Below are 13,631 nucleotides of genomic sequence, written 5' to 3'. Positions count from 1 at the left end.
CCGCACGGCCGTGTGACCGCTCGCCGTCCCCGAGGCATTCCCTGTCATGCCGTGCGGCAGTGGGTTACACCGCGACGCCCGACCCGGGTCGAAGCCCCCGTCTCCGCCTGCCTCGAGCCGGGGTGCCGTCTACTCCGGCGGTGCCCCGCGCAGCGGTTCGAGCGCCCCGAGTAGCGCGCCCACGCAGATCTCGCGCAGCACCGGCCGGGGGCACGTCGGGGTCTCGAGCCACTCCACCGTCAGGACCCGGACGAAGGTCAGCCAGCTCATCAGGACCGTCGAAGTCAGTTGGCGGGCGGGGCCTTCCACGCCCAGCGTGTCCAGCAGGCGTTCGCGCAGCTCGCTCAGTTCACCGGTGATGATCGACTGAATCGTCGGGTCGGCGGCCAGCAGGCGGTTCGCCACGATCACCGTGCGGGCGTTGGCCTCGAAGTAGTCGAAGTGCACATCGAGGCCGGCGGCGAGCTGCTCGGTGAACGGCAGCGCCGGATCGAGGGTGGTGTCCACCAGCAGCTGTGCGGTGGCCTGCCGGTACACGGCCGCGAAAAGGTCGGGCTTGCTGGGGAAGTGGCGGTACAGCAGCGCCCGTGACACCCCGGCCGCGGCCGCCACGTCCTCCATGAGCACCGTCGGATAGTCGCGCTCGGCGAACAGTCCCGCGGCCGCGTCCACGAGCAGGCGGCGGCGTTCCTCGGGCGGCAGGCGGCGGCGGGTCATCGCGCCAGCTTAGTTGACGCGTGTCTACTAGCGTCGTAGCCTCAGTTAGTAGACGCACGTCTACTAACTGCGTGGCGTCCACCCAAGCCCCGGAGGTTCGCATGAACGCAACGGCCGACACCGTCACGAACACCGCCCCCGTGTGGCCGCACTCGACCCTGAAGTGGATGAGCCTGATCGTCGGATACGCCTGCGTCGCAATCGGTCTGGCGCACCTGGCGATCGGGGAGGCGGCCGTGCCGGACATGGGCCCGGCGGCCGCGACGCCGGACAGCCAGAGCCGCTTCTTCGGCGCGGTCTTCGTCGGCTACGGACTGGCCTGGATATGGGCGGTGCGCGGCCCCGTCATCGATACCCGGGCGGTGCGCCGGCTCGCCGGCATCTTCCTGCTGGGAGCGCTCGGCCGCTTCCTGTCCCTGGCGGTGTACGGCTGGCCGCACCCGTTCATCCTGGTCCTGACCGCCCTGGAGGTGCTGCTGCCGCCGCTGTACATCCGGCTCGCCATACTCGAAGACCGCCGTTCGGCGCAATGATCTCCGAGCCACTGGAATTGGGGGCATCGCCCTCGTTGCGCAGAGCGCGCGCCACACAGATAACTCGGTATGAACAGCTATGGCAAGCGAATTATGCAGTCGGCGTTCGCGATCGGTGTCGTTCTCGCTGCCGCGGCCTGCGAGCCGGATACCGGCGGTGGCCCGGTCGTGGTGAGCACCCCGCCCGATTCCGCGCAGTCGGCCTGCGCGGTGCAGAACGTCGTCAAGGACCTGACGATCGGTGACTGGCAGCGCGACGCCACCGCCACGGTCAAGGACTGCGACGGCACGTGGGCGTTCATCAGCTGGGATTCCCCCGGCGACAGCGCTCGCATCGTCCATCGCGACAACGGCAAGTGGGCCGACTACGTGATCTTCCCGCACGACACCTGCTGGAGCGAGGCCGCCGCGGCCGGAGCGCCCGCCGCGACCATGCGGCAGTACTTCTCGGCCTGCTGACCCACCGGGAGTCCGCGCCGGCCTGCCCCCGCAGGGGCTTCCGGCGCGACGCGGGGGCGTTCGACGACGCCGCCCCATCGGCCCGCCGTCCGGCGTGGCGGGCCGATTCCCCGCGATCGCGATACACGCCCGAGCGTGCCCGTTCATCATGTCGATGACCATGTTCGGGCGAGTGTCGCTGTCGGAAAGGGGTATTGCCGAGGTAATTCCGGGTCCCCGGACCGGCGACGGACCGGCATCGGGGGCGGCTCCAAGGACGGTTGCGATGTACGTTTCCAGGTTTGTACAGGCAGTGCTCACTCTCGGTGTCGTGGTGGCTGCCACGGCCTGCGGCACCACGGACCCGCCGTCGAGCGACGGCACGACCTCGACGGTCAGCGTCACCGAGACGGCGCCGGTGAGCTCGTCCGGCTCCGGCGCGCCGACCACGCCGGGGGCGCCCGGCGCGCCGAACACCTCGTCGCTCACCTCAATCTCCAAGACCACCGCCCCGCCGGGCGGCCAGCCGACCACCCCGGCCAACGGCGCGGTCGCGATCCGCACGGCCACCCTGGGCGGCACCGCGATTCCCTATGTGCCGGTGCACCTGCGGCTCTACCGGCCCTGCGATCCGGCCACCCACGATCTGCCCGAGGGGACCCCGGAGAGCCAGCGCTGGGACGCGGTGACCGACATCGACGGCCAGGCCGTGTTCTCGGTTCCGGTGGGCTGCTACCGCTTCGGCATGGATCCGCCCGTGGGCACCAACCCCGTGCCGGAGGGGCTGCACACCCTGTTCGTGGAGACCGCCGGGCAGGTGGTGAACGGGCGCTTGCGATTCCAGGATCCCGCGCCGCAGCCGCTGTGCGCGTCCCAGGCCATCGTGCACGATCTGGCGGTGGAGGAGGGCCTGCGCAAGGCGACCCCGACGGTCACCGACTGCGACGGCTCCTGGGCGGTCATCTCCTGGAACGTGCCCGGCGACAGTCAGCGAATCGTGCACCGCGGCACCGATTTCGGCTGGAAGAACTACGTCGTCTTCCCGCACCAGGTGTGCCTGGACAAGGCCAAGACGGACGGCGTCCCCGCGCCGCTGCACAAGTACTTCTCACCCTGCTGACCGGCTCGGCCCCGAACCGACACCTGAGCCGCCTACAGTGCATGGGTGGTCGAATTGCGGCAGTTGCGGTACTTCGTTGCGGTGGCCGAGGAACTACACTTCCGCCGTGCCGCGGAACGCCTGTTCATCTCGACCCCCACGCTGAGTCAGCAGATTCGGGCCGTGGAGCGAGATGTGGGCGGGCCGTTGCTGATTCGCGGTTCGCAGGGGGTCGAGCTCACCGCCGCCGGTGAGGTGCTGCTGAAGGCCGCCCGGGGCGTGCTCGAGGCCGCGGAGGCCGCGATGCGCGAGACCCGGGCGGTCGCCGATCCCGAACGCGCCCTGCTGCGCCTCGGACTGGTGAACGGGGCCCCGCGCTGGCTGGCAACGCGCATCGAGACGCTGCTCGAAACCCGCGAACCCGGTGCGCGCGTTCGGCTCACCGGGGGACCGGCCACCGATCAGCTACGCCTGCTCGACCGCGAGGACGTGGACGTGGCGGTGTTGCGCCTGCCGGTCCGCCTGCCCGACCATCTGGTGTCCACGCCGCTGGCGGCCGAGGAGCTCGGCATCATCATGTCGCGCGAACACCCGCTGGCCGCCGGCGCGCACATCGAGCCCGCCCAGCTGCGCGACCGAGAACTGATCATGTTTCCCCGGGACACCGCCCCGGAGTTGCACGACAGCCTGCTCGCCCAGTTGCGCGACCTCGGCGCGGCCGTGATGCTCAGCGCGCTGGCGGTCGGCCAGGCGCAACTGCTGGCTCTGCTGCCGCTGCGCCCCGCGGCGATCGGGCTCGGCTCGGCCCGCGCGGCCGCGGCGACCCCGGGCCTGGCCTGGCGCCCGCTGCGCCCCCGCCCGCTGACCATCACCTACATCGCCGCCTGGCGTCCCGCCGCGCGCAACTCGGTCCTGCACGCGCTCGCCGAGGCGCTCACGGGCGGCTGTCAGCCCGCGCCGTAATCGATTGCCGGGCAACGCGGTTCGGTCGACACCGGATCGCAAGTGGCGCGCGCGGGTGCAGGTGCTCGCCGCCCGGGCGCCCGGGCCGGGCGACCCCGGCGGGTACCGACGAATATCCCGCCGCGTGCGCAACGCGCCGGGACTCAGTTCTCGCTGGTGAGCCAGATCGCCTCGGCCGCGATGCTGCCGAGGTCGATCGTGCGCTCCTGATCCACCCGCACCGCGATCGTTCCCGCGAAATCGCGCCGCTCCACCACCGCGATCGGGGTGTCCAGGGCGATCCCGAGCGAGTCGAAGTACCGCAGCATGGCCGGATCGGAATCGGAGATCCGCGCCACCCGGCCGGATTCCCCGTCGCGGAAATCGCTGAGCTGGCGCGCGGGCGGGGTCGGCACCGCGCCGTCCACCGAGGGAATCGGGTCACCGTGCGGATCCCGGTCGGGGTAGCCGAGTTTGGCGTCGATGCGCGCCATGAGGGTCTCCGAGACCGCGTGCTCGAGCACCTCGGCCTCGTCGTGCACCTCGTCCCAGCCGTACCCGAGTTCGTTGACCAGGAAGGTCTCGATGAGCCGATGCCGGCGCACCATGGCGACCGCGGCCTTGCTGCCGTCCTCGGTGAGGGTGATCGCGCCGTAGCGCGCGTGCTCGACCAGACCCTGGTCGGCGAGTTTGCGGACGGCCTCGGAGACCGTCGAGGCCGACACGCCGATGCGCTCGGCCAGCAGTTTGGTGGTGACCTTCTCCTGCGGCGACCACTCCTGCGCGGTCCAGATCACCTTCAGGTAATCCTGGGCGACCGAGGACAACACGGGGGCGACGCTGTTCGCGGTGGCGGCGGTGATCGCGGCTTCGGAAGGCGCGGACGGATCGGCCAGCTCGCGGCGCGTGGCGATGTCTCGTTTTCCGGGCACGTACTCGAGCTTAGGCATACCTGGTCCGGTTTCACACATTGGCGCGCCCGCTGGTAGATCAGCTGCGAGGCGCGTGTGAACGGGCGGTGACGGGCGTGGCGTCCACGTGAACTTCCGGGCCGTCCGGGTATTCGACCGAGGCGAGAATACTGTCTGTGACGCGCTTTGCGTAGGCTTCCGGTGTGCAGAGATGGCGAAGTCTCGATGAGATGCCCGCGGAGTGGGGCCGATGCGTGCTCACGATCGGGGTGTTCGACGGCGTGCACCGCGGTCACGCCCAGCTCATCAGCCGTGCGGTGAAATCCGCTGCGGTCCGGGGTGTTCCGTCGGTGCTCATGACATTCGATCCGCACCCGCTCGAGGTGATCCGGCCGGGCTCGCATCCGGCGCAGCTCTCGACGCTGCCGCGCCGCGCGGAGCTGGCCCGGGAACTGGGCATCGACGTGTTCGTGGTCATGCCGTTCACCCGCGAGTTCATGAAGCTCACCCCCGAGCAGTACGTCGAAGAACTTCTCGTGAACAAGCTCCATGTCTCCGAGGTCGTGGTCGGGGACAACTTCACCTTCGGCAAGCAGGCCGCGGGCACCGTCGAGACCATGCGCGAGCTGGGCGGCCGCTACGGCTTCGACGTGGACGCGGTGCAGCTGCTCGGCGAGCACGCGGTCACCTTCTCCTCCACCTATATCCGTTCCTGCCTGCTCGCCGGTGACGTGGCCGCGGCCGCCGAGGCGCTGGGCCGCCCGCACCGGGTCGAGGGCGAGGTCGTGCACGGCGACGGGCGCGGGCGCGGCCTCGGTTTCCCGACCGCCAACGTGAACCCGGTTCCGCACAGCGCGATCCCGGCCGACGGCGTCTACGCCGGCTGGTTCACCGTGCTGGACGAGCCCGGCGCGGTCCGCCGCCCGGCCGCCATCTCGGTCGGCACCAACCCGACCTTCGAGAGCGGCCGCAACCGCACGGTCGAGCCGCACATCCTCGATTTCGAGGGCGATCTGTACGGCAAGCACGTCGCGGTCGACTTTGTCGAGCAGCTGCGCGGCATGCGCCGGTTCGAGTCCATCGAGGAACTCGTCGAGGCCATCGGCGCCGACGTGGACGAGGCCCGCAAGGTGCTCACCGCGGACGCGGCCGAGAACGGGGTCGCGGAGAACCAGGCCGCCGAGCGGTAGCTCGCGCCCGGACCCGATTTCCGGTCCAGGTCAGCGGTCCGGTACCCTGGCTCGTCGGGTTTGCTGCGGTCCGCGGCGGCGCCCGCCCGGGTTCGTCCCGGTCCTTCGAGCGCGGACTGAGAAATCAGGAGTGAATCAGTGGCGTTGACCACCGAGCAGAAGAAGACCATCCTGGCCGAGTACGGTCTGCACCCGACCGACACCGGTTCCCCGGAGGCGCAGATCGCGCTGCTGTCCAAGCGGATCGCCGACCTGACCGAGCACCTCAAGAAGCACAAGCACGACCACCACACCCGGCACGGTCTGCTCGCGCTGATCGGTCGTCGTCGTCGCCTCTCGAAGTACCTGCAGGCCAAGGACATCAACCGCTACCGTTCGCTCATCGAGCGTCTCGGCCTGCGTCGTTGATCGTCGCGACACCACGTCGCTGATCTTCGTGACACCCGTGTCGCACGTGTGCGACACGACGGGCAGTTTTCCCCGCCTGGGCGGGGACGAGCCCATGACTACCTCGGGTAGTTGACGAACCGGCCAGCGGGGAGGCATAGAATCTCCTCGTTGGCCTTTCGTGCATCTGGTGAACGCTGCCCGATGCACGCCAACAGAGCCGTATGCACCCGTCGCGTGGCGTCGGTCTTCGGTAGTGGCTTTTCGGCGCGCAAGCAAGAGGATGAACGAACGCGCCGCCGGAGAGCTTCGATCGATGACCGCCTCTGCGTCGCCGTTTCCAGCCCCGGAACAGCCGGGGGGAGACGGCCGGGTGTGCGCCCGGTGGCCAGGAGGGCCGCCGCGCGCCCGAGCCGGGTACTGCTCACCCCCTGTCAAGGGGACACAACAGCCGGGATCGCCCCTGTGCACGGCACGGGCGCTCGAACTCGGCGAAGACGAGAGGTTGAGAGAAGAGAATGACCGAAACAGTGACCAGTTCCGCCGCCGAGGTCGAGCCCGGCGTATTCGAGTCCGTCGCCCTGATCGACAACGGCAGCTACGGCACTCGCACCATCCGTTTCGAAACCGGCCGCCTGGCCAAGCAGGCCGCCGGCTCCGTCGTCGCCTACCTGGACGACGAGACCATGCTGCTGTCGGCGACCACCGCCGGTAAGCACCCCAAGGACCAGTTCGACTTCTTCCCGCTGACGGTGGACGTCGAGGAGCGCATGTACGCCGCGGGCCGCATCCCCGGCTCGTTCTTCCGTCGCGAGGGCCGTCCCTCCACCGACGCGATCCTGACCTGCCGCCTGATCGACCGGCCGCTGCGCCCGTCCTTCGTCGACGGCCTGCGCAACGAGATCCAGGTCGTCGTGACCGTCATGTCCCTGGATCCCAAGGACCTGTACGACGTCGTGGCCATCAACGCCGCCTCCGCCTCCACCCAGCTCGCGGGCCTGCCGTTCTCCGGCCCCGTCGCCGGTGTGCGCGTCGCCCTGATCGGTGACCAGTGGGTCGCGTTCCCGACCGTCGAGCAGCTCGAGGGCGCCGTGTTCGACATGGTCGTCGCGGGCCGCGTCGTCGAGGGTGACGTCGCGATCATGATGGTCGAGGCCGAGGCCACCGACAAGGTGCTCGCCCTGGTCGCCGACGGCGCCACCGCGCCGACGGAAACCGTTGTGGCGCAGGGCCTCGAGGCTGCCAAGCCGTTCATCGCCCGCCTGTGCAAGGCGCAGTCCGACCTGGCCGCGCTCGCCGCCAAGGAGACCGCCGAGTACCCGGTCTTCCTGCCGTACCAGTCCGACGTGTTCGAGGCCGTGCTCGGCACCGCCAAGTCGGAGCTGAACGAGGCGCTGTCCATCGCGGGCAAGCACGAGCGCGAGGATCGCATCGACGAGATCAAGCTCGATGTGCTCTCCAGCCTGGCCGAGACCTTCGAGGGTCGCGAGAAGGAGATCGGCGCGGCCTTCCGTTCGGTCACCAAGAAGCTCGTGCGCCAGCGCATCCTGACCGACGGCTTCCGCATCGACGGCCGCGGTCTGGCCGACATCCGCGCCCTGTCCGCCGAGGTCGCGGTCGTGCCGCGTGCCCACGGCTCGGCGCTGTTCGAGCGTGGCGAGACCCAGATCCTGGGCGTCACCACCCTGGACATGGTCAAGATGGCGCAGCAGGTCGACTCCCTCGGGCCCGAGACCTCCAAGCGCTACATGCACCACTACAACTTCCCGCCGTACTCCACCGGTGAGACCGGCCGCGTGGGCTCGCCCAAGCGTCGCGAGATCGGCCACGGCGCCCTCGCCGAGCGCGCCCTGATGCCGGTGCTGCCGTCGCAGGAGGAGTTCCCGTACGCCATCCGTCAGGTGTCGGAAGCGTTGTCCTCCAACGGTTCCACCTCGATGGGCTCGGTCTGCGCCTCGACCCTGTCGCTGCTGAACGCCGGTGTGCCGCTCAAGGCCCCCGTCGCCGGTATCGCCATGGGCCTGGTGTCGGACACCATCAAGAACGACAAGGGCGAGGACGAGGTCCGCTACGTCGCGCTGACCGACATCCTGGGCGCCGAGGATGCCTTCGGCGACATGGACTTCAAGGTCGCCGGCACCCCGGAGTTCGTCACCGCGCTGCAGCTGGACACCAAGCTCGACGGCATCCCGTCGCAGGTGCTGGCCGGTGCGCTGAACCAGGCCAAGGACGCCCGTCTGACCATCCTGGATGTCATGGCCGAGGCCATCAACACCCCGGACGACATGAGCCCCTACGCTCCCCGCGTCACCGCGATCAAGATCCCGGTCGACAAGATCGGTGAGGTCATCGGGCCCAAGGGCAAGGTCATCAACCAGATCACCGAGGAAACCGGCGCCAACATCTCTATCGAGGATGACGGCACCGTCTACGTCGGTGCGACCAACGGCCCCGCGGCGCAGGCGGCGATCGATCTGATCAACGCCATCGCGAACCCGCAGCTGCCGAAGGTCGGCGAGCGCTTCCTGGGCACGGTCGTCAAGACCACCGCCTTCGGCGCGTTCGTCTCGCTGCTGCCGGGCCGCGACGGCCTGGTCCACATCTCGAAGCTGGGCAACGGCAAGCGGGTCGCGAAGGTCGAGGACGTGGTGAACGTCGGCGACAAGATCCGCGTCGAGATCGCCGACATCGACAACCGCGGCAAGATCTCGCTGGTCCCGGTCGACGAGGACGCGGACACCGCGGACACCGCTGTCGCCGCCGAAGTCGCGGCCGAGTGATTGTCGGTTCTCTGACGTAAGGTTCTGTGGCCCCCTGCTCCGGAAACGGAGCAGGGGGCCACGAGCTTTCGCGGATTCGCGAAAACATCGGTCATCGCTCATGCGGGTTGGGAAGCATGGTTCGGAAGAAGGACACTCCACTGTCGGGTAAGAGTTCTGCGTTGGTCCGCTCCGCCGCCGAGGCGCCGTTCGCCGATACCGGCGTGCGGAAAACCGTGCTGCCCGGCGGGCTACGGGTGGTCACCGAGCACGTGCCCGGGGTCCGCTCGGCCTCCATCGGGGTGTGGGTCGGGGTCGGTTCCCGGGACGAGGGTTCCTCGGTCGCGGGCGCCGCGCACTTCCTCGAACACCTGCTGTTCAAGGCCACGCCCACCCGGTCGGCGCTCGATATCGCGCAGTCCATGGACGCGGTCGGCGGTGAGCTCAACGCCTTCACCGCCAAGGAACAGACCTGCTACTACGCGCACGTCATCGACGAGGACCTGTCGATGGCCATCGATCTGGTGACCGACGTGGTGCTCAACGGCCTGTGCCGGGCCGAGGACGTCGCGGTCGAGCGCCAGGTCGTGCTGGAGGAGATCTCCATGCGCGACGACGACCCCGAGGACATGGTCGGCGACGCCTTCCTGAGCGCGCTGTTCGGCGATCACCCGATCGGCCGCCCGGTCATCGGCAGCGTGGAGTCCATCGAGACGATGGGCGCGGCCCAGCTGCGCTCGTTCCATCAGCGCCGATACCGCCCGGACCGCATGGTGGTCGCGGTGGCGGGCAACATCGAACACGAGCACACGGTGGAGCTGGTGCACCGCGCCTTCGCCGCCCGGCTCGATCCGGTGCGCGAGCCCGCGCCGCGGCGCGAGGGCAAGTTCCGCCCGCGCGCCGATCCGGAGCTGATCCGCATGTACCGCGACAGCGAGCAGGCGCACCTGGTGTTCGGCACCCGCGCGTTCGGCAGGCACGAGGGCCACAAGCGCTGGCCGCTCTCGGTGCTCAACACCGTGCTCGGCGGCGGGCTGAGTTCGCGGCTGTTCCAGCGTATTCGGGAGGAGCGCGGCCTGGCGTACTCGGTGTACTCCAGCGTCGACACCTTCGCCGATACCGGCGCGTTCTCGGTGTACCTGGGCTGCCAGCCCGAAAACCTCGGCCAGGTGGCCAAACTCGCGCGCGATGTGCTGGAAGACGTTGCCGTGAACGGCATCACCGATGCCGAATGCGCCCGCGCCAAGGGTTCCCTGCGCGGCGGGCTGGTGCTGGGCCTGGAGGATTCTGGCTCGCGCATGAACCGCATCGGGCGCAGCGAACTCAGCTACGGCAACCACCGCAGCGTCTCGGAGACCCTCGCGCGGATCGACGAGGTGACCACCGGCGAGGTGTCGCGGATCGCCGCCACGCTGCTGTCGCGGCCCTTCGGCGCGGCGGTGGCGGGGCCGTACCGGCGCAACCGCGACCTGCCCGCCGTGGTCCGGCGGCTGGTCGAATAGCGAGGACCGTGCAAAGGCCGTGTGCCGCAACCGGATCGGGTTGCGGCACACGGCCTTTTCGGTGCGATGAGCCCGATGGGTTCGGGCTCGAATCCGACCGCGGCGACGGTGCGCGCCGTTGTGCGGCGAGGTCGGGGCACATCGCGCGGGGTGGCGTCCCAACCTCGCCACCCCGGCGCGATGGGCCGGGATCCCATCCGGCTCAGCGGAACCCGGCCTGACGGAACCCGGCGTCAGTGCACCTGGCGTCCCGTGGCGTCCCAGTACTTCGCGCGCAGATCGCGCTTGAGGATCTTGCCCGCGCCGGACACCGGTAGGGCGTCGACGATTTCGATGGTGCGCGGGGCCTTGTATCCGGCGATCAGGGTCTTCACGTGCTCGCGCAGGTCCTCGGCGGTCAGGCTCGCGCCCGGCTGGCACACGATCACCGCGTGCACCCGCTCGCCCCATTCCTCGTCCGGCACACCGATGACCGCGCAGGCCGCGACGGCGGGGTGCCCGGCGACGGCGTTCTCCACCTCGGCGGAGTACACGTTCTCGCCGCCGGTGACGATCATGTCCTTGAGCCGGTCCACGATGTACACGTAGCCCTCGGGGTCCATGTAGCCGCCGTCGCCGGTGTGCATCCAGCCGTCCCGGACCGCGGTCGCGGTCTCCTCGGCCTTGTTCCAGTAACCGAGCATGACGTGCCCGCCGGCGACCGTGATCTCACCGACCGTGCCGCGCGGGACCTCCGCGCCGTCGGCGTCGACGATGCGAATCTCGCTGTGCGGCGCCGCGCGACCGGCCGAGCGCAGGTTGCCCGCGGCATGATCGGCCGGGCCGAGCAGGGTGGCGATGGGTGCGAGCTCGGTCATCCCGTACGCCTGGGTGAAGCCGGCCTGCGGGAACGCCTTCATCGCGCGTTCGAGCACGGGCGCGGAAATCGGTGAGGCGCCGTACATCACGTGCTCGACGCTGGACAGGTCGTGGTCGGCGATCGCGGGATGGTCGGCCAGCACCTGGATCATGAGCGGCACCAGCACGGTGTCGGTGACGCGATGGGTCTCGATGGCGGACAGCACCGCGACGGGGTCGAACATCGGGATCATGACGTGGGTGCCGCCGAGCATGAGCGCGCCGTACCAGCCGGCCAGATCCGCGAGATGGAACATGGGCGCCACGTGCAGGAATCGCCCGCGCGGGGCGAACAGGAAGCCGCTGGACACCCCGCCCAGCGCGGAGGTCGCCAGGTTGTTGTGGCTGAGCATGACGCCCTTGGGGAAGCCGGTGGTTCCGCCGGTGTAGAACACCCCGGCCAGGGCCTCGCCGCCGCGACGGGCGTCGGGAATCGGGGTGGCGGCCGCGATCAGCTCCTCGTAGGCGAGCAGTCCCTCGGGGGTCGGCTGCGCGCCGCCGTGAATGATCGCGCGCAGTTCGGGACAGCGCTCGGTGATGGCGGGCACCATGGCCGCGAAGGCGTCGTCGACCACGAGCACCTCGGTGCCCGAATCCCGCAGCGAGTACGCGATCTCGTCCGGGCTCCAGCGGGTGTTGACCGGATTGAGCACGGCGTCGGCCCACGGCACCGCGAGCAGGTACTCGTGGTAGCGATCGGAGTTGAGCGCGAGCATGGCCACCCGGTCGCCGGACCCGACCCCCAGCTCACGCAGCGCGCCGGCGAACCGCGCGACGCGGTCCTTGGTCTCGGCGAAGGTGCGGGTGCGGTCGCCGCAGATGGTCATGGGCGCGTCGGGGTGCTGCTGGGCGCCTCGGTGCAGGCCCTGGGTCAAGTACATCGGGATCCTTCGTCGAACAGCGATGGTCGGTGTGACGAGTATCGCCGCGGGGGTGTGACCTGGGCCATGGAGAAGCAGCCGGACTATGACTTGTCCGTTTTGTTGGTTTTTCCAAAGGGTGGACGTAGCCTCGGCAGTGCCATGACAGCCGCCAGGGACGCCTCGAGATCGCCGGCCAAGCGCCGGCTGGCCGCGCACGTGCTCGGCCACTCCGAGCAGCTCGCCGCCCGGGTGGTCGCGCGCGCTCGCGCCGAGATGCCCGCCTACGCGGCCCTGCCCACCGCGTCGACGGTCACCGCGACCGTGGGCATCCTGTCCCGGCTGCTGATCGCGCTGCGCGACGGCGGCCCGCTCGGCGCGGACGACCTGCGCGCCATCCGCGAGTTCGGGGAAACCCGTGCCCGGCAGGGCATTTCACTGGCCGAGGTGCAGAACGGCTGGCGCATCGCGGTGCGCGAGCTGCTGGACGACTTCACCGAATCCGGCCGGACCGTGCGGGTCGGGCCGCGCGCGATGCTGGAGCTGACCCACGATCTGCTCGAGATCGTGGACGAGGCGGCCGGACACTACACCGGCGGGCATCGCGACGTCGAGATCGAACTGGCCCAGCACGATCGGGATCAGCGCGCCGAGTACGCGCGCGGGCTCCTGCTCGGCGGGCTCGGTCCCGCCGACATCCATATCGGCGCGCAGAACTACGGTCTCGATGTCGAACGCTCCTACCGGGCCTTTCGTGCGCGCCCGGACGATCGGGCCGCCGGGTCGGCCCTGCGCCTGGTGCTGCGCGGCGAGCCCGCTCGCGCCCTGCGCGGCCTCGACACCGTCGTCGACGGCGACCTGGCGGGGTTCCTGGAGAGCGGCCACCCGGTGGAGACCGCCGGGCTCGTCGGCCTCGGCCCGCCGGTCCGGCTCGGCGAGCTCGACCGCTCGTTTCGGTTGGCGAGCCGGATGCTGTCCACCGCGCAGGTGTACGGCCGCACCGGTGCCGCGGACCTGGGCGCCCTCGGCGTGCTGCCCGCCGTGCTGGCCGACAGCGATCTCGGCGAGGAACTGGCCCGCCGCTACCTCGATCCGCTGGGCGCCGGCGATCAGGCGCGCACCGTGATCGACACCGTGGAACGGTTCTTCGACCTCGGCATGCGCGTGGAGGCGACCGCCGACGCCCTGATCGTCCACCAGAACACCGTCCGCTACCGCCTGTCCCGCTTCGAGGAACTGACCGGGGCGGACCTGCGCACTCCCCACTCCGCCGTCCAGATCTGGTGGGCGATCCAGCACCGCCGCGCCCACCCCCGCCCCTGACGGGTCGCGCGCCGGGCTCGCGCCGCGTGACCCGATTCGCGTCGAGGGGTGTCGGCCGGGCCGGTGTCCGAAC

Annotated in this window: 12 protein-coding genes; 9 read left to right on the top strand and 3 right to left on the bottom strand. The window is 70.1% G+C overall.

All coding sequences use genetic code 11. The features are described 5' to 3' along the window. Positions 1 to 129 precede the first annotated feature (129 nt). The gene (locus ACWDOP_RS12780) at positions 130 to 717 is read right to left on the bottom strand and encodes a TetR/AcrR family transcriptional regulator (protein ID WP_456345189.1); all 588 of its coding nucleotides are present in this window, start codon (positions 715 to 717) and stop codon (positions 130 to 132) included. 101 nt (positions 718 to 818) lie between these two features. Here ACWDOP_RS12780 and ACWDOP_RS12775 point away from each other — a divergent pair, with 101 nt between their 5' ends. From ACWDOP_RS12775 to ACWDOP_RS12760, 4 genes are all read left to right on the top strand, one after another. After that, entirely contained in the window at positions 819 to 1,250 is a 432-nt protein-coding gene (locus tag ACWDOP_RS12775) for a DUF4345 domain-containing protein (RefSeq protein WP_456345188.1), read from the top strand. A 69-nt stretch (positions 1,251 to 1,319) separates the two neighbouring features. Then, a complete protein-coding gene (locus ACWDOP_RS12770; RefSeq protein WP_456345187.1) occupies positions 1,320 to 1,709 on the top strand; it encodes a hypothetical protein in 390 nt (129 codons plus the stop codon). Positions 1,710 to 2,019: 310 nt separating this feature from the next. Then, positions 2,020 to 2,808, top strand: coding sequence for a hypothetical protein (locus ACWDOP_RS12765; protein WP_456345186.1), 789 nt, complete (start codon positions 2,020 to 2,022; stop codon positions 2,806 to 2,808). Between the two features lie 45 nt (positions 2,809 to 2,853). Then, positions 2,854 to 3,750 (top strand): LysR substrate-binding domain-containing protein, encoded by an 897-nt coding sequence (locus ACWDOP_RS12760; RefSeq protein ID WP_456345185.1) that lies wholly within the window; start codon positions 2,854 to 2,856, stop codon positions 3,748 to 3,750. A gap of 143 nt (positions 3,751 to 3,893) precedes the next feature. On the opposite strand, the gene ACWDOP_RS12755 is transcribed toward ACWDOP_RS12760, so the two are convergent. Next, on the bottom strand, positions 3,894 to 4,679 hold the full coding sequence (locus ACWDOP_RS12755; RefSeq protein WP_454203966.1) for a metal-dependent transcriptional regulator: 786 nt from the start codon (positions 4,677 to 4,679) through the stop codon (positions 3,894 to 3,896). 164 nt (positions 4,680 to 4,843) lie between these two features. Here ACWDOP_RS12755 and ACWDOP_RS12750 point away from each other — a divergent pair, with 164 nt between their 5' ends. The 4 genes from ACWDOP_RS12750 (at position 4,844) to ACWDOP_RS12735 (ending at position 10,478) form a co-directional block, all read left to right on the top strand. After that, a complete protein-coding gene (locus ACWDOP_RS12750; RefSeq protein WP_456345184.1) occupies positions 4,844 to 5,830 on the top strand; it encodes a bifunctional riboflavin kinase/FAD synthetase in 987 nt (328 codons plus the stop codon). Between the two features lie 138 nt (positions 5,831 to 5,968). Then, positions 5,969 to 6,238: a 30S ribosomal protein S15 gene (rpsO, locus tag ACWDOP_RS12745; protein WP_454203968.1), complete on the top strand. Its 270-nt coding sequence runs from the start codon at positions 5,969 to 5,971 to the stop codon at positions 6,236 to 6,238. Between the two features lie 497 nt (positions 6,239 to 6,735). Then, positions 6,736 to 8,997: a polyribonucleotide nucleotidyltransferase gene (locus ACWDOP_RS12740; protein WP_454203969.1), complete on the top strand. Its 2,262-nt coding sequence runs from the start codon at positions 6,736 to 6,738 to the stop codon at positions 8,995 to 8,997. Between the two features lie 116 nt (positions 8,998 to 9,113). Next, positions 9,114 to 10,478 (top strand): M16 family metallopeptidase, encoded by a 1,365-nt coding sequence (locus ACWDOP_RS12735; protein ID WP_456345183.1) that lies wholly within the window; start codon positions 9,114 to 9,116, stop codon positions 10,476 to 10,478. A gap of 233 nt (positions 10,479 to 10,711) precedes the next feature. Here ACWDOP_RS12735 and ACWDOP_RS12730 read toward each other — a convergent pair whose 3' ends face one another. Continuing rightward, positions 10,712 to 12,256, bottom strand: coding sequence for an acyl-CoA synthetase (locus ACWDOP_RS12730; RefSeq protein ID WP_456345182.1), 1,545 nt, complete (start codon positions 12,254 to 12,256; stop codon positions 10,712 to 10,714). Positions 12,257 to 12,397: 141 nt separating this feature from the next. Between ACWDOP_RS12730 and ACWDOP_RS12725 the strand changes: the two genes are divergently transcribed. Beyond that, complete coding sequence (locus ACWDOP_RS12725; protein ID WP_456345181.1) at positions 12,398 to 13,558, top strand: PucR family transcriptional regulator; 1,161 nt, start codon at positions 12,398 to 12,400, stop codon at positions 13,556 to 13,558. Positions 13,559 to 13,631 lie beyond the last annotated feature (73 nt).

The organism is Nocardia sp. NPDC003693, from assembly GCF_053981095.1.
Note: the sequence above shows the minus strand (reverse complement) of the source record. Positions and strands in the feature narration are given on the sequence as shown.

Bases quoted from the DNA above. Each gene is read 5' to 3' on its own strand.
- ACWDOP_RS12780 (WP_456345189.1), bottom strand. From the start codon at position 717: ATGACCCGCCGCCGCCTGCCGCCCGAGGAACGCCGCCGCCTGCTCGTG.
- ACWDOP_RS12775 (WP_456345188.1), top strand. From the start codon at position 819: ATGAACGCAACGGCCGACACCGTCACGAACACCGCCCCCGTGTGGCCG.
- ACWDOP_RS12770 (WP_456345187.1), top strand. From the start codon at position 1,320: ATGAACAGCTATGGCAAGCGAATTATGCAGTCGGCGTTCGCGATCGGT.
- ACWDOP_RS12755 (WP_454203966.1), bottom strand. From the start codon at position 4,679: ATGCCTAAGCTCGAGTACGTGCCCGGAAAACGAGACATCGCCACGCGC.
- ACWDOP_RS12740 (WP_454203969.1), top strand. From the start codon at position 6,736: ATGACCGAAACAGTGACCAGTTCCGCCGCCGAGGTCGAGCCCGGCGTA.
- ACWDOP_RS12735 (WP_456345183.1), top strand. From the start codon at position 9,114: ATGGTTCGGAAGAAGGACACTCCACTGTCGGGTAAGAGTTCTGCGTTG.
- ACWDOP_RS12730 (WP_456345182.1), bottom strand. From the start codon at position 12,256: ATGTACTTGACCCAGGGCCTGCACCGAGGCGCCCAGCAGCACCCCGAC.
- ACWDOP_RS12725 (WP_456345181.1), top strand. From the start codon at position 12,398: ATGACAGCCGCCAGGGACGCCTCGAGATCGCCGGCCAAGCGCCGGCTG.